The sequence below is a fragment of the Halanaerobaculum tunisiense genome (genome assembly GCF_054657635.1).
Genome location: NZ_BAAHYI010000008.1, coordinates 104,601 through 123,922 on the forward strand (window position 1 = coordinate 104,601; position 19,322 = coordinate 123,922).

At 32.3% G+C, this 19,322-nt stretch carries 14 protein-coding genes and 3 pseudogenes; 2 read left to right on the forward strand and 15 right to left on the reverse strand.

Annotated elements, in window-relative coordinates; all coding sequences use genetic code 11:
* Positions 1–7: 7 nt before the first annotated feature.
* The 8 genes from pyrR to ACYQ3D_RS08635 all read right to left on the reverse strand — a co-directional run bounded on the left by pyrR (position 8) and on the right by ACYQ3D_RS08635 (position 9,352).
* Entirely contained in the window at positions 8–559 is a 552-nt protein-coding gene (gene pyrR / locus ACYQ3D_RS08600; RefSeq protein WP_459837832.1) for a bifunctional pyr operon transcriptional regulator/uracil phosphoribosyltransferase PyrR, read from the reverse strand.
* A gap of 174 nt (positions 560–733) precedes the next feature.
* Complete coding sequence (locus tag ACYQ3D_RS08605; protein ID WP_459837833.1) at positions 734–1,645, reverse strand: RluA family pseudouridine synthase; 912 nt, start codon at positions 1,643–1,645, stop codon at positions 734–736.
* Between the two features lie 18 nt (positions 1,646–1,663).
* Entirely contained in the window at positions 1,664–2,101 is a 438-nt protein-coding gene (gene lspA / locus ACYQ3D_RS08610) for a signal peptidase II (protein ID WP_459837835.1), read from the reverse strand.
* A 386-nt stretch (positions 2,102–2,487) separates the two neighbouring features.
* Positions 2,488–3,762, reverse strand: a complete 1,275-nt coding sequence (gene larA / locus ACYQ3D_RS08615) for a nickel-dependent lactate racemase (protein WP_459837836.1) — start codon at positions 3,760–3,762, stop codon at positions 2,488–2,490.
* 284 nt (positions 3,763–4,046) lie between these two features.
* Positions 4,047–5,438, reverse strand: coding sequence for an FAD-binding oxidoreductase (locus tag ACYQ3D_RS08620; protein ID WP_459837838.1), 1,392 nt, complete (start codon positions 5,436–5,438; stop codon positions 4,047–4,049).
* A gap of 17 nt (positions 5,439–5,455) precedes the next feature.
* Complete coding sequence (locus ACYQ3D_RS08625; protein WP_459837840.1) at positions 5,456–6,676, reverse strand: FAD-binding protein; 1,221 nt, start codon at positions 6,674–6,676, stop codon at positions 5,456–5,458.
* Positions 6,673–7,470: an electron transfer flavoprotein subunit beta/FixA family protein gene (locus ACYQ3D_RS08630; protein ID WP_459837841.1), complete on the reverse strand. Its 798-nt coding sequence runs from the start codon at positions 7,468–7,470 to the stop codon at positions 6,673–6,675. The genes ACYQ3D_RS08625 and ACYQ3D_RS08630 overlap by 4 nt, the downstream gene beginning before the upstream one ends.
* Positions 7,471–7,603: 133 nt before the next feature.
* Positions 7,604–9,352 (reverse strand): L-lactate permease, encoded by a 1,749-nt coding sequence (locus ACYQ3D_RS08635; protein WP_459837843.1) that lies wholly within the window; start codon positions 9,350–9,352, stop codon positions 7,604–7,606.
* Positions 9,353–10,298: 946 nt separating this feature from the next.
* On the opposite strand from ACYQ3D_RS08635, the gene ACYQ3D_RS08640 reads away from it, so the two are divergent.
* Entirely contained in the window at positions 10,299–10,601 is a 303-nt protein-coding gene (locus ACYQ3D_RS08640) for an ISL3 family transposase (RefSeq protein WP_459837844.1), read from the forward strand.
* Positions 10,602–10,614: 13 nt separating this feature from the next.
* Here the strand turns inward: ACYQ3D_RS08640 and ACYQ3D_RS08645 are convergent.
* A pseudogene (locus ACYQ3D_RS08645) lies at positions 10,615–11,745 on the reverse strand (IS3 family transposase).
* A 51-nt stretch (positions 11,746–11,796) separates the two neighbouring features.
* Between ACYQ3D_RS08645 and ACYQ3D_RS08650 the strand changes: the two are divergent.
* A pseudogene (locus tag ACYQ3D_RS08650) lies at positions 11,797–12,278 on the forward strand (ISL3 family transposase).
* A gap of 265 nt (positions 12,279–12,543) precedes the next feature.
* Here ACYQ3D_RS08650 and ACYQ3D_RS08655 read toward each other — a convergent pair.
* From ACYQ3D_RS08655 to ACYQ3D_RS08680, 6 genes and pseudogenes are all read right to left on the reverse strand, one after another.
* Positions 12,544–12,966, reverse strand: a complete 423-nt coding sequence (locus ACYQ3D_RS08655; protein WP_459837846.1) for a transposase — start codon at positions 12,964–12,966, stop codon at positions 12,544–12,546.
* 104 nt (positions 12,967–13,070) lie between these two features.
* A pseudogene (ltrA, locus tag ACYQ3D_RS08660) lies at positions 13,071–14,916 on the reverse strand (group II intron reverse transcriptase/maturase).
* 1,126 nt (positions 14,917–16,042) lie between these two features.
* A complete protein-coding gene (locus tag ACYQ3D_RS08665; protein ID WP_459837857.1) occupies positions 16,043–16,279 on the reverse strand; it encodes a transposase in 237 nt (78 codons plus the stop codon).
* A gap of 455 nt (positions 16,280–16,734) precedes the next feature.
* A complete protein-coding gene (locus tag ACYQ3D_RS08670; protein WP_459837848.1) occupies positions 16,735–17,247 on the reverse strand; it encodes a transposase in 513 nt (170 codons plus the stop codon).
* On the reverse strand, positions 17,150–17,509 hold the full coding sequence (locus ACYQ3D_RS08675) for a DUF4372 domain-containing protein (protein WP_459837849.1): 360 nt from the start codon (positions 17,507–17,509) through the stop codon (positions 17,150–17,152). The genes ACYQ3D_RS08670 and ACYQ3D_RS08675 overlap by 98 nt, the downstream gene beginning before the upstream one ends.
* Before the next feature lie 271 nt (positions 17,510–17,780).
* Positions 17,781–19,106, reverse strand: a complete 1,326-nt coding sequence (locus ACYQ3D_RS08680) for a short-chain fatty acid transporter (protein WP_459837851.1) — start codon at positions 19,104–19,106, stop codon at positions 17,781–17,783.
* Between the last annotated feature and the right edge of the window lie 216 nt (positions 19,107–19,322).

A 19,322-nucleotide genomic window follows, 5' to 3' on the forward strand; every position in this document is an offset into this window, starting at 1 on the left:
GGCTTTGTTAATCTTGATATTCTTTTAAAATAACTGACTCTGCTTCATCAATTTCTTTTAGATTAACACTGATAACCTCTTCTTGAGACGTTGGTAAATTCTTACCAACAAAATCAGCCCTAATCGGTAATTCCCGGTGGCCTCGATCAACTAAAATAGCTAACTGAATACTTTCTGGCCGACCTAAATCCATTAAAGCATCTAATCCAGCCCGGACTGTCCGACCAGTATATAAGACATCATCTACTAAAATGACTTTTTTATCTGTAATATCAAAAGGAATCTCTGTTCTATGTACAATTGGTTGGTTAGCTACAGTAGTTAAATCATCACGATAAAGGGTAATATCTAGACTTCCACTTGGTACTTCCTGCTCTTCAATCTCAGCTAATTTATTAGCAATCCGATTAGCTAAAGGAACTCCCCGAGTTCTAATTCCGATTACTACAATATCTTCTAGTCCTTCATTCTTTTCAATAATCTCATGAGAAATTCTAGTTAAAGCTCGTCGGATACCAGTAGCATCAATTAATTCTTTCTTTCGCTTTAACTCAACCATGACTACTCCTCCTTTAAATAAAAAACCTTCTTACTATAGCCAGTAAGAAGGAGGGCAAAGTTATGTTTATTAACAGTAACCTTACCCCTTCTTAGTCTCACTGGACTAATTTAAAAGGGCGGTTTTTAGTTTGCTATCTGAAGATTATCATAAGAAATTTAGTTTGTCAATATTTTAGGCTAAGTTAGCTATAGTTTCTTTCATATCCGCTAATAATGGTGCTTTAAACTCTTTCCAGACTTCAGTTCGCGGATGATAAAAACCTAATTTATGGGCATGTAACATCTGGCGAGAAACATCTAACTTGCTGTTAGTTGGCCCATACAATTGATCTCCTACTACAGCATTGCTCATATAATCCATATGTAATCTAATCTGATGCGTCCTACCTGTCTCTAATCTAACCTTAACTAGAGTATGATCTTGATATCTCTTTTGGACCTCAAAATGGGATATAGCACGTTTACTATTCTTACTTGTTACTGCCATCTTTTTTCGGTCAGAAGGATCACGACCAATAGCAGCATCAATTTTACCTTTATTATATTTAACTTGGCCCTGTACTAAAGCTAAATATTCTTTTTTCGTCTCTCGTTCTTTAAATTGGTTAGCTAATCCACGATGAGTTTCATCGTTTTTAGCTACTACTAAAGATCCCGAAGTATCCTTATCTAACCGATGAACAATTCCAGGTCTAATAACTCCATTAATTCCTGATAGATTATCACAATGGTATAATAAAGCATTAACTAAAGTACCATTCGGATGCCCAGGAGCAGGATGAACAACTAAATCTGGTTGTTTATTAATCACTATTAAGTCCTGATCTTCATATAAAATATCTAAATGAATATCCTCTGGCTCTAAATCCATCTCTTCTGCCTCGGGAATCGTCAATTCTATTTGATCATCTGTTTCTAATTGATAACTTTTCTTCACTTGCTTATCATTAACTAAAACTTGTCCATCCTTGATCAAATTCTGTAAATAATTCCGCGATAAATTATCATTTTGAGTAGCTAAAAATTTATCTACTCGCTGCCCACTAGCTTCACTAGAAACCTTAAACTTATGTTGTTCTTCCATATTATCACTCCACCTTTATTAATCAGCATCTATTATTAATATCCAATAACTAAAAATAAAAACTGCTACCACAATAGCTGAATCCGCTATATTAAATACAGGCCAGACTCTAAAGTCCAAAAAATCAATTACATAACCTAACCTAATTCGATCAATTAAATTACCTAGTGCTCCTGCTAGAGCTAAACCTAAAGCAATTTGATTCCCTAGGTTATCTAAGGGCAATTCTTGATAAAAATAAATCAACATAGCAACTAATAAACAAGTAACAACTATAAAAAAGATTAATCTACCCTGCAAAATACCAAAAGCTGCTCCTTTATTTTGAACATACGTTAAGTGAAAAAACTCTTTAATAATTGGTATTGATTGATAAAGAAAAAAATTTTTAACAACTAAGTATTTGGTTAATTGATCTAGTATTAAAATAGTCAAAAAAGTAAAGAAAATAATCATTTTTTAACCCCATTCAGTATAATATAACAGCTAACTAATATTTTAGCATAGATAAACTAAAAAAACAAGAGAGTAGGTATTATACCTACTCTCTTGTCTATATTAACTTATTATAATATAATCAAATGAAATATTATTGATATAAAGTGGCACTTTCGTGCCACTTTATATCAGCTATCTGTCGTCTGCTGTCTGTCGTGAGCCAAATCAAATTCTTCAATTCAAAATTATAAACCTAGTTCAACCTCTGAAAACATAGTAATCTTAAAGAATTAAATGTTGAATTTAAAGGTTTTGAATTAGCTGATAGCTCATAGCAGATAGCAGATAGCTGACGACTGTGTCACCTGTGGTGACACAATATATCAATTAATCTTAACTAACTACTACTTAACCGTAACTGATACCCCATCAGGAATAACAGTAATACTAGCTTCTTCGTTATCTAATATTCCTTCAGCCATTTCAATAGCAGTTTGCACATCAGGTGCCCAATGCATATGCATATTTTCTATCATCTCTTTATCTACATCAGTTACCATTATTACATCAAATTTTAATAATATTCTAGCTAAAACCTGTGATTCCCACTGGTCAGGTATAGTTTCATTTCTATCTCTAGCTTCTATCTGATCCATTACCTCCCGTACTTTCTCGGCTTCATGGAAAGTTTTATAAAATTCCTCCCCACCATGTCCATCTGAACATTGAGAAGCTACTATAATTACTCCACCTTCTTTACAAGTAGCTTCAGCAGCAGTCATACTCTTTACAGATTGATAAATATTTTGGTCTAATGGATATCCACCATTAGTAGTAATTGCTATATCAGCTGGTTTAGCATCTGCTCCTGATAACCGTTCAACAAAATCACAACCCTCTAAATGAGCCTTTTCTCGATCACCAGCAAAAGCATTAACTACCTTTTTCTGGTCATCAATAGCTACATTAAGAATAAAAGCTAAATCAGCTTGTTCAGCAGCATAAAGCATATCTTTATGCAAAGGATTACCTTCTAAAATACCTGTTCTTGATTTTTGGTGTCCAATAAATTCTGAACAATGATTAGCTAACACAGTCATCTTACTAGCTATACCTGGTAAAATACTCTTCCTTCCTCCAGAAAAACCAGCAAAGAAATGAGGTTCAATAAACCCTTCTGCTATCAATAAATCAGCTTCCATAGCAATTTCATTAAGAATCAATTCGCCCCCAGAAGGTAAAATACCAACCTTTACCATACTTTCCTCATCTCGACTATCGTGATTAATAATTCTTTCATTATCTACTATTTCATCACCGTATTTATCTCTTAATTCTTCTTCAGTAGAGGCTCGATGAAAACCAGTAGCAACTAAAATAGTAATATCAGCATCAGGATTTCCTTCTCTGATTTCTTCTAATAAAATGGGCATTGTAACATGACTAGGCACTGGTCTAGTATGATCACTAGAAATAATTACAACTTCCTCTTTATCTTGAGCTAATTCACTTAATCTAGGACTTTCAATTGGATTATTTAAAGCTTCTTTGACTAATTCCTCTTCTGATTTTTCTGCAGTATATTCATGGGCTTTAGAAACAAGAACTCCCTCTAATCTTTCCTCAGGTAATTCAACATCTAAAGTTTCTTTTCCATATGGTAAATTTACTATTGTCAATTGTATTCCTCCTTTGTTTAATAAAATGTATAAAAATCAGATATCTCAACAAATAAAATGAACTATAATTAACCTATAGTTAATATAATTTCTATAACATTAAATAAGTTAATTAAATTATATTTTTTTAATTTAAAGTAAAAAATAGGATATGTAAACCAAAAAAACAGCTTATAATTAAGCTATAGTTAACATTATTTTTATTAAAATTAAATAATAAGGTTTCTCCTTTCCAGAAGATCTTCTGGAAAGGAGAAACAAACTAATTCATTTAAATAATCCTATTATACAGTCTTACCTGGATTTAAGATGTCATTTGGATCAAATGCATCTTTAATTCCTTGCATTAAGTTTACTTGAACTTCTCCTATATCTTGATGCAAGTATTCCTTTTTAGCAAAAGCAATTCCGTGCTCTCCAGATACTTGGCCTTTCATTTCTCTAGCTTTAGCATACATATCATCCATTACAGCTTTATTTCTTTTCTCCCATGTTTCTTCATCTAAATCATCTTTTAAAGTATAAATATGCAAGTTACCGTCTCCAGCATGACCGAAACTACGGATTCTTAAATCATACTTATCTTCTAATTGATGGGTATACTTTACAAACTCAGCAACTTTATCTCTTGGTACAACTACATCACATTCATCTAGATGACTTACAGCTTTTAGTGCCTCAAGCAAAGCTCCTCTTGTATCCCAAATTACATCCTGTCGTTCTTCTGTATTAGCAATATAAGCATCATAGGCATCATTTTCTAAACATACATCAGCTGCCGCTTCATATTTCTTTTCTAACTCTTCTTTATCATTACCATAGAACTTTAATAACAAGTATGCTGGAGCAGATGTTTCAGGAAATTCTTTACCTAGATAGTCAGTTGCTGCTAATAATACTTCTCGCTCCATAAATTCAATACCTGTTGGGATTATCTTAGCATTAATAATTTCTGGTACAGTATCAATTGCTTCTTCTAAACTATCAAAAGGCAATAATAGAGTAAGTTCTTTTTTAGGTAATGGAACTAACTTTAAAGTAATTTCCGTAACAATTCCTAATGTTCCTTCAGAACCAATCATTAAATCTTGGATACTATAACCAGAACTGTTCTTAACTACTTTACCACCTGTATTAATGACTTCACCAGTTGGTAGTACAATTTCCATTCCTAATACATAATCTCTAGTTACACCATACTTAACAGCTCTCATCCCACCAGCATTAGTTAGTACATTACCGCCTAAAGTAGCACTCTTTTCTCCTGGATCTGGGGGATACATAAATCCTAAATCATTTACTTTTTCAGCAAAACTCATCAAAATAACTCCAGGTTGAACCTTAGCTGTTAAATTTTGTTCATCAATTTCAACAATTTCATCCATACCAGTAGTTAATAGAAGAATTCCATCTTCCATAGCTACTGCTCCACCACAAAGTCCTGTTCCAGTTCCTCGCGGAGTTACCGGAATATTTCTTTCATTAGCAAACTTCATAATTGCAGATACCTCTTCTGTTGTTTCAGGTTTTACCATTACCTCTGGATATACTTGAAGTTCTGCTAATTCATCATGAGAATAATCTTCATTAATATTTTCTCTTAAAGTTATACGCTCTGAATCCATAATCTCTTCTAAACGTTTTATATCACTTTTAGTAATTTTATTATAACTCATTAATTTTCCCCCTTTATTTACTCTCTAGCAGCAGCTACCTGTTCTTTAACCAGTTCCTCTCCACTTTTTATATTCTCAATTAATTGAGGTACTACCTCATAAAGATCACCCACTATTCCATAATGAGCTACATCAAAAATATTAGCCTCTGCATCACTATTAATAGCAAAAATATTCTCAGAGTTTTTCATTCCAGCTACAAACTGAACTGCTCCTGAAACTCCCACGGTAATTATCAATTCAGGCCTTACTGTTCTACCACTAAGACCAATTTGTTGCTTATGATCAGTCCAACCTTTTTCAATTAACGGACGAGTAGTACCAACTTTTCCTCCTAATAAATCAGCTAACTCATATACCATTTCTAAATCATCTTCTTCTCGAATCCCTCGACCAGCAGCTACAATAATATTAGCATCTTCAATACTTTCTACTTCTGGCTTCTTAGTAATATCTACAAAATTAGCTTTAGTTTCTAACTTTGTAGATGAAACCTTACATTCCACAATCTCACCAGTTGGATTTGCTACTTTTTCTGCAGGTTCCATAACCTTATACCGCATAGTAGCCATCTGAGGTCTGTGATTAGTAGTTAAAATCCGGGCCATAATATTACCACCAAAAGCAGGCCGAGTTTGAACTAAATCTGTATTTTCTCGAACATCTAAAATGGTACAATCTGCAGTTAGACCAGTTCCTAATCTAGTAGCAACCCGCGGTGCAAGAGAACGTCCAATAGAAGTAGCTCCTATTAATAAAATAGCTGGTTTATTTTCTTTAACACAATCTTCTATTACTGCTGTATAGGGTTGAACACTATAATGATGCAATTCTTCTTGATCATAAACAAATACTTTATCAGCACCACGTTCAAGTATCTGTTGAGGAGCATCTTCTAATTCATAACCTGGTAAAATCACTTGTAATTCTTGATCTATTTTATCAGCTAACTCTCTACCTTTTCCCATCAATTCATAAGTTACTGGATGAATTTCTCCTTCTAATTGTTCGGCAAAAATTAACACATCTTCATATTCTTCTTTATTGATTGCTTCACTTTCATCCTCAATTGGTTGAATAAGGTCTTCAGGACACGCATCAACACATACTCCACAGGCCTTACAAGCAGCAGTCATTTGAAGCTTTCCATCTTCTACTTCTAAAGCATCAAAAGGACATGCTTCAACACACTTCTTACAAAGACTACAATTTGCATAATCTATGGTGTAGTTGCTCATATGATTTTCAACTCCTTCAACTCATTATACATTTTATCTGATAATTCTTCTCCACTTCCATCCCACATAACCTGCTCTATATCATCATCTGGTGGGAATACCTTCTCTACCTGTGTTGGAGAACCTTTTAAACCAAAATTAGTTTCATCATCATCAGGTAAATCAGCAAAGTTAAGTTCCTTAATCTCTTTATCTTCAGTTTTTAACTTAAGTTTATAAGAAGGTAAGCGAGGCTGATTTACATCTTTAGTTACAGTAATTAATCCAGGATAAGTAAATTCTACTACCTCGATAGTATCAGCCATTTCTTTTTCCACAACTAATTTTTCTTCACTAGATTCCTTAATAGCACTAACATAAGACACATGTGGAATTTGCAAAGTTTCAGCTATTGCAGGACCAACTTGAGCAGTATCACCATCAGTACTCTCCATTCCACAAATAATCAAATCATAAGCATCCCTTTTTCCTATTACTTCTAAGCCTTGAGCTAAAGAATAACTAGTAGCTAAAGTATCAGCACCAGCAAACTTAATGTCAGAAAGTAGATATCCCTTATCAGCTCCCATCATATATGCTTCTCTAATAACCTGTTTAGATTGAGGAGGACCCATAGTAATAGCTGTAACATTTCCTCCATGCTTTTCTTTTAACTTCAAAGCAGTTTCTAGAGCATACATATCATACGGATTCATGATAGAATCTACACCTTCACGAATTAAATTACCAGTTTCATCATCAACTTCAACATCTTTAGTTTCTGGAACTTGTTTTACACACACTAAAATTTCCAATTGATTCACCCCTCTTTTATATTATTAAAAACTCCACTTGGACTAATGGTCTAACCATTTATACTAAAAAAACTATCACCACCTTAATTATATTTTAAATTCTAAAAATATCTCTATCAATTCAAAATACTATTTATGCACTAACATTAACTTCATTCCCTTCTCTTTTTGCTGCTAAAATACCTAATCCCGCTAAAACTAATAAACTTACAATTGCAAATGTAAAACCAAACACATCATTGGAAGCAGTCTTATTAGCTGCCTGCCCAATTTCTATCATTTCTGGAATCATATCAGGCAAGAAATAAGCTTGAATATAAGTTACAATCCCCATAATAAATGTGAACAGAAGACTATATTTAACAGTAAATCGGAATAAATCCCCTTCTTTTCCTACTAAATCAACCGAACCAGAAGCAACTGCAATACTCTGTGGAGAAATCATTTTGGCAGCTACACCACCACTAGTATTAGCTGTTACGGTTAATACTGGATTAATTCCAATTTGCTCTGCTGTAATTCTTTGCATATTACAAAATAAAGCATTAGCAGATGTATCACTCCCAGTTACAAATACACCAACCCATCCTAAAAATGGAGACACAAATGGAAAAAAGCTACCAGTAACTGTTAATGCTTTTCCTAATGTAGGAGTAATACCTGAAAAATTAGAAATATAAGCAAATCCCAATACAGAAGCTACAGTTAATAAAGAAAATTTTAAATCATTAACAGTTTCAGCAAATACTTTAATAAAGGTTTTAGACTTAATACCCAATATAATCGAAGAAATTACAGCTGATAATAAAATTGCAGTTCCAGCAGCAGCTAACCAATCAAATTTATATACTACTGAGATTGGATCATTGCCAGCTAATATAGCATTATTTAAACCACCAATAGGAATTTTTAAAGTAACCATATTTAATAAAGTTTTAATAGTCGGAATACTCCAATTAGCAATTAATATAGTTAATACAATAAATGGAGTCCAAGCTACTATAATTTTACTAAGCGGATGTTCTTTAACTTCCATACTAGTTTCTGGCTCGTCTGAAAATCTCCAAATGTTTTTAGGTTTCCAAACCCTTAAGAAAGACACTAAAGCTATAATAGAAACTATAGAAGAAACTATATTAGGTAACATAGGACCTATCTTAGCAGCTACAAACCACATGGAAACACTATACGAAATACCAGTAACCAAAATAGCTGGTAAAACTTCCTTAGTTCCCTTCCAACCAGACATAATCCACACTAAAAACATAGGCACTACAAAGGATAATAAAGGCAACTGATTAGCAGCCATATTACTAATTACAGAAGGCTTAATACCAGCAACTTTACCTGCAGTAATAATTGGTATACCAACTCCTCCAAAAGCAACGGGAGCAGTATTAGCAATCAAACATAATCCTGCAGCATAAAGTGGTTTGAATCCTAATCCTACTAACATTCCTGCTGTAATTGCTACTGGAGCTCCATATCCAGCAGCCCCTTCTAAAAAAGCTCCAAAACAAAAAGCAATTAATAAAGCTTGTAAACGACGATCTTCAGTAATAGAAGCTACAGAATCCTTAATAACTTCAAAATAACCAGTTTTTACAGTTAAGTTATATAAAAAGACAGCACAAAGAACAATCCAACCAATTGGAAACAAACCAACAAACACACCATAAACCATCGATAACATAGCCAATTTAAATGGCATTTCATAAATGAATAAAGCTACTAAAATAGATGAAACCAAAGTAAGAATCCCAGCATGATGACCTTTTAAACCTTGAACAGCTAAAGCATAGAACAAAATTAAAACAGGAATAGCGGAGACTAGTGCCGACAAATAAATATTACCTAGCGGATTAATTACCTGTTCCCACATAAATACCACTCCCTCTTTGAATTATATTTTACCTAACCCCTATTACTTAAACTTCCTACACCTAATATGGACTATAGGAAGATTGTTCTATTGGTATGACCACTTATAATGGTATGACCATTAATAAAATTTATAAAATAATAATCTTATATTTTATAACACATAAGGCTAACTAAAAATTTATTAAATTTCAAAAAAAACATAAAATCCCTCCCATCATCATTAACTACGCAAATTTAATATTACTGATAATGTGGAGGGATTATAAATATAAGTTATGTAGTAATTATAATCCACTTATCAACTATATTTGATTTTCAATTTTTCTACTAAAATTATAACACTTCAGTTATAATTTATCAAGAATTATTTCAATTTTATAGGTTAATAGTTAAAACTGTTTTAATAATCAGACAATTTACTTTAATGCTCTAGTTAATCCTTTTCTCTTCCCTTTATTTATACTCAGTATATTATTAAGCAAATTTTTGTTTTAATTTATTATTTATTTGTTTCGATTCAACTTCCATTAGAAATTCTTCTTTCTTTAATTTATTTTGATTAAGAGAAAGGAATCTAAGCAAATGTAAACTTATAATATCACAAAATTACTTGACTTACCAAACTTAATTGCTACTGGTTTATTAATTTTAGATGGTATATATATCCTTATAGCAGAAGCTAAAAAGAAAGAGTGGAAATGTCCTATCAGAGAAAATCAGGTTATAATTAGATTGGAAAAGAAAAGATATCGTTGTAAAAGCTGTGATAGCAATCCATTTAACGAAGAATATGAAATTATTGATAAATATTCTAGAAAAACTAAAAGATCAGATGCATATATATAGTGGATTTAGCTCAAAGAAGAGATTATACAGATATAGCTAAGGAAATAGAAGTATAACTTACTTCTATTTCAAATTCAGTAGAAGATAAGGCTAAATCATTGATTGAGAATATAAATTTAGATGAGTTTTCAATTCCTAAAAAGCATAAATATGCTGTAGCACACTCTGATCCAAAAGAGAAAGAATTAATTGCTATTCTTCCAAGCAGAAAGAAAGATGATCTAATAAACTATTTTGAACAAGAATGGCCAGAAGAGGTTAGAAAGAATATAAAAGTTATCTCGATGGATATGTGGAGTACCTATAATTCAATGGCTCAAGAAGTATTTCCAAATGCTAAAATAGTAGTAGATAAATTTCATATTGTAATGAAAGTAGGAGATGTGAGGTTCCCCCATTAAATTAGACACTATATTAAGCCATTTTTCTCTTTTTCTCGTAGTTTTTCGGACTCATGTAATTTAAATATAAATGTAGTCTAACTTTATTATAGTAACCAGCAATATATTCAAATATATCTAACCTAGCTTGATTCCTGGTTAAATATTTTTTATGATAAACTAACTCAGTCTTCAAAGTACTGAAGAAACTTTCAGCAACTGCATTGTCCCAACAATGACCTTTACGACTCATTGAGGATCTAATACTATGCTGTTTAAATAAATTCTGTACTTCATGGCTTGCATACTGACTACCTCCTCTATCAGAATGGAATATAAGCCCTGCTTCAGGGTTGCGGCGACTTATAGCCATCTTAACTGATGCCATTATTAAATCTGCATTTATTCTTTTGCTCATAGAATATCCAACTACTTTTCTTGAATAGAGATCAATTACAACCGCCAGGTAAAGCCCCCTTTTTAGTTGATATATAAATGATATCAGAGACCCAAACTTTATCTGGTTTATCTATATCAAAATCCCTTTTTAGGAGATTTTCTTTTAAAGGTAAATCATGATCTGAATTGGTAGTTCTTTAAAATTTTATTTTTTGAATTACTTTCAAACCCATTACTCGCATTAATCTAGCAACTCTTTTAATATTCACTGTATAACCCTTTTTTCTCAGCACTTTATGAATTCTAGGGCTACCATATGTTCCATTATGTTGCCAGTAAATCTCAGCTATTTTAAGCTTTAATTCTTCATTTAATTTCTCTCTTTGAGATGGTTTTCTATTTAACCATTTATAATATCCAGAGCTGGACACCTCTAAAACCTGACACATCTTCACCACAGTAAATTACTTCGGTTCGTTCGAAAAGATGCTTACGGCCTTTTTAAAATATCACGCTCTGTTTTAGCATCTTCTAACTCTTTTTTTAGTTTTTTAATTTATTTTTGTTCAGGACTTAATTTTTGTTTACCATTGCCTGGGAAGGCAAGATCACCTTTATCTTTATATTCCCGACGCCATCTAACTAAAGTACCATAAGGTATATCTAAATTTTCAGATACCTCTTTAACTGTTTTATCTGATCTATTAGATAATCCAACAACATCTTTTTTGAACTCTTCTGTATATGATCTTCTTTTTTCTCCCAATTGTAGCACCTCCGTTGCTTCTATTATATCGCTTAACTGGGTGTCTAACAAATTGAGAGAGGGTCACTTGATGATGTAAGAAAGGTAGAAGCTAATGATAAAGATAGAACTAAACTTTATAAAAGTCGTAATCTGTTAAGAAAAAACGGTGAAGAATTGACAGATGATGAACATAATAGACTTATAGAAATCTTCACACTAAGTCCAGCTTTAGAAAAAGCCTGGAAACTTAAAGAAGAGTTTAGAAATATATTACAGATGAATAAGGTTTCTGAAGCTGAATGTGCTTTAAATGAATGGTATGAGCGTGTTGTAGATAGCAGTTTAAAACCATTTTTAGAAGCTAAAAAACAGTGGAAAATTGGGAAGATGAATTATTGAACTTTTTTGAGACTAAGATAAGTAATGGTTTTGCTAAAGGCATAAATAATAAAATCAAGCTAATAAAGCGAATAGGATATGGAGTAACTAATTTTACCTTGTTGAATAATCAACTCAATAAATTTCCCAGAAATCATAAATTGGATTTTTAACTGCTATTTAGTAATAAGAATTTATCTGTTCCAAGGAAATTTATTATTTGTTATTCCATTTTTGCATTGTTTCTGAAGAATCAAGTATTTTTCAAAATTAATTTTATAGAATCCAAGTTATGCAGCTTTTGAATTTTCAGTTTTATTAAGCCGTTTTCTTCGCTCAATAGCATTTTGGTGCTTCTGATTTCGATTTTCAATAATTTCTTCATCCTTACCCAGTGTATTTTGGGTAAGGATGAAGAAATTCAACTCCCTGGTGCAATCATTTATGATTATAAGTTTCTATGAATTGATTAAGATCCTTTTGAGCTTTATAGAAACTTTGATATTTTTCCTTGATATAAACATTTTCATGCTTGATAGTCTTATGAAAAACTTCGATTTTCCCATTAGATTCAGGGTGGCGAACAGCAGTTCGAATATGTTCAATATCCAAATCATTTAAAAAATCTTGAAAATTATTAGAAACAAATTGAGTACCGTTATCACTAATCAGCATTGGCTTATCTTTATCTGGAATTTCAAATAGATCAGCCTTGAATAAGGCTCGACTTAATACTTCTTTAACATCATCAGTAGTCATAATAAAAGATAGTTTGCTATGGACAATATAACGAGAATAACCATCTAAAACGCTTATTAAATAAGCATGATCATTAGCTACTGGAATATAAGTAATATTCAATAGAGATAGGTAAACCTTCAATAGTAACTTAACCTATTTCCAGTCTTTCCCCCTCTTCACACTCAGCGTGAGACTTTCGTACTCACTAAGCGTTCCATCATAGTTTAAGATAGTTCGATACAGTCATTCCCTGCCTTAGTTCGGAGTTTATTGAGCTTACTCAAGGTATCCTCATCAAAGTTCCCTTTCACCTTATTGTAATAGCGTCTGATAGTAAACTCATTCGTAGCATGTATTAACTTGTGGACATCACTCGTTACCAGGCATAGATTCCTGTATGTGTCTTTTCCCTCCATTGACTTAAGCTTCTTATGATGACACTCAAGGTTACCCACAGTTAAAGGCTTACCAGTAATAAAACAACAACCATTTTGACCTGAATATCTAGCAATTCGATTATCGTTGTATTTAGTAGATTCACCTTTAACAGAATTTTTAACTAAATATTTTTGTACTACTGGTGATACACTTCTAAGTTTATCGTGTATCTTTTCCCTTCCTTCTCTGGTGTAATCACATATATCTTGTGAGAAATTCATTGGAGCTTCAAAAGTTACACCAGCTATTGGAAATATTTTAATTCCAGCTACACAATAAGATTTATAGTTATACCCCCCATAAAACTTCTGGAAAGTTTTTGACTTAGTACCTTTTTCACTTAAAACCCTACTAAGACGGTTCTCTAAGGTTCTGTTGACTTGAAAGGCTATATCCCTAAAATCATGACTTATCATAGTAGCCATAGAGTAGTAGTTTTGCATACCTAGTATCATTGAATTCAGCTTAGATACTTGGTCAACTGTGGTTTCTTCCTTAATTTGTTGTATCTGATTTTTGAGTTTATGAATTGATTTTGACTTAACTCCATCAGCTACTCTAGACCTGCAAACATATTTTCCACTCTTCTTAATAGCTTTCAGTTTAATCCCCAAAAATTCAGTATAATTCTTTTTCAAATTAGTAACGCTCGTTTTCTTTTCATTAACTTCAAGGTTAAGTCTTTCATTTAGCCATTGGATAGTGGCTACCTTAATTTTACTGGCAGTTTCAAAATCTCTACACATTAATTTAAAGTCATCTGCATATCTGACAATGTATATTTCCTTTAATCCTGTTCCTTTCATGGCTTTTACTTTGTCGCCTTGGTATTTATAATCATAGTTTGTTTCAAAGGTTTCCCATTGGTTGGAAATCCACCAATCTAGTTCATTCAAAACTATATTAGATAGAAGTGGCGAAATTATTCCACCTTGAGGTGTTCCTTTTTCTGGAATACCTTCACCTTCTATTTCAGCTTTTAGCATAATTCCTAGTATAGTGATTAGTTTCCTATCCTTAACTCCAATATCCCACAATTGCTTTTTCAATTTACTATGGTCAACATTGTCGAAAAAGCGCTTTATATCAATATCTACTGAATAGTGTAATCCATTTTGATTTATCAATTGTTTCATTCTAGCTATTGCGTGTTTAGTTGACCTATTAGGTCTGAAGCCGTAGCTGTGATTGTGAAATTTAGCTTCACAGATGGGCTCTAAGACCTTGTTTAATACATTGCTGGATTAATCTATCCTCAATTGTAGGTATACCTACAGGTCTTTTTCTACCATCAGGTTTAGGAATATAAGTCCTTCTTACGGACTGTGGTATATAATACTCCAATCTGTTTCTAATATATTCTACAAGTTCGTTTGTAGATTTCTTTTCTAAATCCTTGATGGTTTTATTATTAGTACCTTTAGTTTGACTACCATTATTCTTCTTAATATTCCTGTATGCTAAAAGGATATTCTTCCTTGAAGTAATGTGTTGCATTAAATTCTTGAAGTCATAACCTTTTTTACTATACTCATAGAGCATATCCTGAATTTCTTGGGTATCATAATACTCATTATTTCTTAATTTAACTTTCTTCTTACTCTCAACTTGCTCCTTCCTTAACACAGTCATAAGTCGGCTAAAACCTCCTTACAGAGACTTCACTTTTTTAGTCTCACGAAGAACCTTATGATAAAATGACATATCTTATCCCTTAAACTATTGACTATTGGCTATTTAGTGCCAACACTATCACTAACGTTAAGGTATGTTATAACTAATTTATTTCCACACCACCACTTTATAAGGATTAAGCCCTTTGTATTGCTAGCTTTCCCTGTTCCGAAAGATCATACCTGTTTTATATATACCCGTAGACTCTCTCTTTAAGCCTGTGTGTTCTCATAATGATATATGAACTTCAAAAGTTCATAAGGATTCTCGTAGGCAAAATTTCTACTTACCCCACACACTCAAAGCTCTGTTTGGACAGCCATTTTAAGCTGTTAATGTTATAGACCTGTACTTTCAAGATTTCGTCAGCACCACATTGGTACATTCTCGTCATAAGTATTTTATAAGCACCCGAATTATAAGTTGCACCGTCCAACTAGGACAGATTTCGTCTTAAATTACGGCAACCCCCATCCGTCTTCACCGAGCTTGTTACATCAACTATCTTAATATAGCTGGTGCAACTCGGAGTATTAGTGGCAGCCCTTCAAAGTTTTACCTTATCATTTGACTGTCTAGGTCTTTCAGTTCTAGTTAAGTTTATCAAACTCCGCCTAACTAGGCGATACTTTTGATATCACAACAGGTCGCACTATGCCACATTTGATTAGGTTCTTGAACTTTTATTTTGCCATCAGCACTTTTTTCTTGATGGTATTCCTGGCTCGAAATTAAGTTATTATTTTTTAAGACTCTATAAACACTTGAAGGGGAAACATGAACTATATCCTGGTCTTGCATCTTGTAAGCTAATTTCCTATGTCGGACATCAGGATTTTCTAAAGCATATTCTATTATCTTTCTGATAGGCTATGAGGACAAGAGTCAGGATTAGATTTATGATTTTTAAGACCTTCAAGACCATTGTCATTAAATCAGCGTCTCCAGCGATAATAACGGTCTGGATTAAGCTTTAAAATTTCACAAGTCTTTTTGATAGTGAAATCTGATTCTTCAATAATATTCATCAACTGTCACTTTTTATCGCTTGAAATCTATTGTCCTTTAAGATTACCACGAGGCTCTATGTGTCGTTTTTTAAGATTTGTAGCTCGGTGGAAAGTTCTACTACGGTTTCTTTAAGTCGGTCTTTTTCTTGCTTCAGTTTTTCTTTTTCAGGATCTCTTTTATTACCGTGCTTGAAAACTTTATCAGCATTATCTAATAGTTTTTCTTTCCACTGATAAAATTGATTTTCGTAAATACCATGTTTGCGACAAGTTTCAGAGATGTTCCCATTTTCTAAGGCTTCAAGAACAATTTTAGTTTCTCTTCAGAAGATCTCTTTTTGTATTTACCCATTGTTAATTTCCTCCTTTGACTATATTTTGGAGGAAGAAAACGACTTTGTCAAAGACTATAAAAATCTTTTCGAAATTTACTTCATGGGCTGTAAAACATTATAGATTGTAAAATATATGAAACTAATAGTTTTAAACTAACTCATTAAATTTTATATAATTATATCTATAACCAAAATTTTAAGTACAATTCAGCTAATAAGATTAAACTTTTTTAGTTAAATTAACAATTAATCATCTAAAATCAATATTTAGAAGATACTTCGCAAAAAGGTTACACTAGTCCAAAGAAATAAGGTTATTTTTTTCAGATTATAAGTTGCTTAACCAATACTCCCAATTAAAGTTATTACTAACTATCATAAATATTGAGTATTTTATTTTTCGAGTTAATTCAAGTAATGAACCATTAAATTTAGTCTTTTTCTTGATCAATTTTGCTTCCTGAAACTTCAGAACCTAAAACAACATCAGCATCTAACAAGATGTTGTTTTGCTTATCTGATTTATTTAATGGTATTTTTCTAATATATTTAATTTTAGCATTAGATTTGAGTTTAGTAACAAAATAAATATCTTTTGCAATAAGCTCATCAAACTTTTGATAATCTAAATAAGCTCTATCGAAAATATAGGTGTAACTAGAGTTAAAAGTTAAATTGTTTAATATTTCTTTATCATGAATAATCGCATTACTTATAATTATATTTTCTGGCGCTTCTGTATTTAGATCATAGAGGGTATGAAGTTTTATGCCGCCTTTAGAACTTCTAAATTTCGCCCAAGAAAATAGAGATAAAGAACAAATAACTGTTGAAGAATCAAGTAATTTAACAGAACCAATCTCTTTTATATCCAGTTTGAGCTTTAAGCTGGTTAAATAGATGATGAAAAATATCGTAAAATATTTTATAGTCTCTATCCTCATTTTTTCTAGATATTTGCAATTTACTGATTTCTGGTAGAACGCTATTGAGTTTGTTATTGCCTTTGAGTTCTGAAACAAAATCTTCTAAACTATCTTTTTCAGTAAGATGATAGTAAAGTAAGCATAGTAAGTGCTCTTTAGTTTTAAATTTATGGACTTTATAATCAGAATCGTATTCATCTACCAGATTGTCTAAAAAGTTATCACCTATTATATCTATAAATTTATTTAATAATATGGTATACTCACTAGTGCATTTCATTTTTTAGCTCCTTTGCTAATGGATTGTGCTGTGAGGGCACCTATTCATTTAAGCAAAGGATCTTTTATTTTGCAAAGGTAAATTAATCTAAAAAAACGATGCGACGCTAGTGGCTTTCTAGATTAATTTCTAGTTTAATTATATCATATTGTGGAGAAAATGTAAGTTTCTACATGCTTTTTTTGATCGAATCATTCAATCAAAAAAAAAACGGGCTAAAGCCCGAATAATAACTCCTTTATCAAAAACTAACCTTTTATATATAATTATTCTAAATTAGAACTAAACCTAAACTTGCTACAATACCTGTCCAAATTAAAATCATTATGCAATACCCCATGATATCTCTAGCTCCTAAGCCAGCAATTCCTAAAGCAGGCAAAGCCCAGAAAGGTTGAATCATATTAGTCCACGCATCACCCCAAGCTACAGCCATAGAAATTTTAGATACATCTACACCTAAATCTAAAGCAGCAGGTACCATAATTGGAGCTTGTACAGCCCACTGACCTCCACCAGAAGGAACAAAGAAATTAACAATACCAGCACTCATAAAACTAAAGAAAGGAAGCGTTGCTTCGGTAGCAATAGATACAAAGAATTTAGACATAATAGTCGCTAAACCAGACCCGGTCATCATCCCCATAATTCCAGCATAAAGCGGGAACTGTAAAATAATTCCACTAGTACCCTTAACCCCATTATCAAAAGCTTGAAGATAATTTTTAGGTGTTCTGTGTAAGATAAGTCCTAAAGTGAAAAAAGTAAAAATGATAATATTCAAGTTAAGAGCAAAACCATTATTAGTAAAATAATAAGCTAGATAACTAAGTCCCATAAGCCCTAAAATAATAGATGCTACCATACTATTTTCTAAACGATCAGCTACAGTTTCTATCTTAGTTGCGGCAACTTCTTCCGTACTGTCTTCTGCTTTTAATACTTCAGGATCAACAACTACTCTATCCTTTTTATCTGGTAACATCATTCGATTTAAGAAAGGGATTGTAAGTAAAATTACAGCAGTTATTATAAGGTTATAAGAACTAAAAATGGTCTCTGATACTGGAATAACCCCCATCATTTCTTGCATAAAATGTCCTTCTGTAGCAATTGTTAGAGGAACAGACCCTGCCAGACCAGCATGCCAGACAACAAACCCAGAATAAGCACTAGCAATTAAAAGTCGATAATCCACTCCTTCTACTTCCTTAGCTACTTCTTTAGCTAACAAAGCACCAATAACTAAACCAAATCCCCAGTTAATCCAACAAGCAGCGCCAGCAACAAAAGTGGTTAAAACTATTCCTCCACCTGGTGAATTAGGAATAGAAGCTATCTTACTTAAGATCTTATTGAAAAATGGAGTATTAGCTAAAGCATGACCAGTAATTAAAATCAAACACATCTGCATAGCAAAAGTTAATAGATTCCAGAAACCACCACCCCAGTGACTAATCATTTCTAATGGTGTATTTCCTGCTACTACTATACCTAAAACATAAACAACAAGAGTAAGTGCTATAGCAAATAAAAATGGATTGGGAAGGTACTCTTCAATTAATGATACAAAAAATTTAGATAACTTTTTTATCATTTAAATTCCCCCTTTAAAAATCTAATCTACTAGAATAACCTTTCATTAGCTTTGATTCCTGCTCTTTCTAAAGCTGTTTCCACTGAAACTGCTGATACATCTTTAAAGCTCCACCAAAAGATCCCATCAGAGTTCTTACCGCACTAGCAATTCGATCTCTGATATTTTAAAACTCCTCCCTTACTCAACTTTCATTTTAATTAAATCATCAGCTAC

What these genes read in the sequence shown, in the direction of transcription:
- ACYQ3D_RS08605 (WP_459837833.1), bottom strand. Translation starts at nt 1,645, where the DNA reads ATGGAAGAACAACATAAGTTTAAGGTTTCTAGTGAAGCTAGTGGGCAG.
- ACYQ3D_RS08680 (WP_459837851.1), bottom strand. Translation starts at nt 19,106, where the DNA reads ATGATAAAAAAGTTATCTAAATTTTTTGTATCATTAATTGAAGAGTAC.
- ACYQ3D_RS08635 (WP_459837843.1), bottom strand. Translation starts at nt 9,352, where the DNA reads ATGTGGGAACAGGTAATTAATCCGCTAGGTAATATTTATTTGTCGGCA.
- ACYQ3D_RS08625 (WP_459837840.1), bottom strand. Translation starts at nt 6,676, where the DNA reads ATGAGCAACTACACCATAGATTATGCAAATTGTAGTCTTTGTAAGAAG.
- lspA (WP_459837835.1), bottom strand. Translation starts at nt 2,101, where the DNA reads ATGATTATTTTCTTTACTTTTTTGACTATTTTAATACTAGATCAATTA.
- ACYQ3D_RS08620 (WP_459837838.1), bottom strand. Translation starts at nt 5,438, where the DNA reads ATGAGTTATAATAAAATTACTAAAAGTGATATAAAACGTTTAGAAGAG.
- pyrR (WP_459837832.1), bottom strand. Translation starts at nt 559, where the DNA reads ATGGTTGAGTTAAAGCGAAAGAAAGAATTAATTGATGCTACTGGTATC.
- ACYQ3D_RS08670 (WP_459837848.1), bottom strand. Translation starts at nt 17,247, where the DNA reads ATGAGGATAGAGACTATAAAATATTTTACGATATTTTTCATCATCTAT.
- ACYQ3D_RS08675 (WP_459837849.1), bottom strand. Translation starts at nt 17,509, where the DNA reads ATGAAATGCACTAGTGAGTATACCATATTATTAAATAAATTTATAGAT.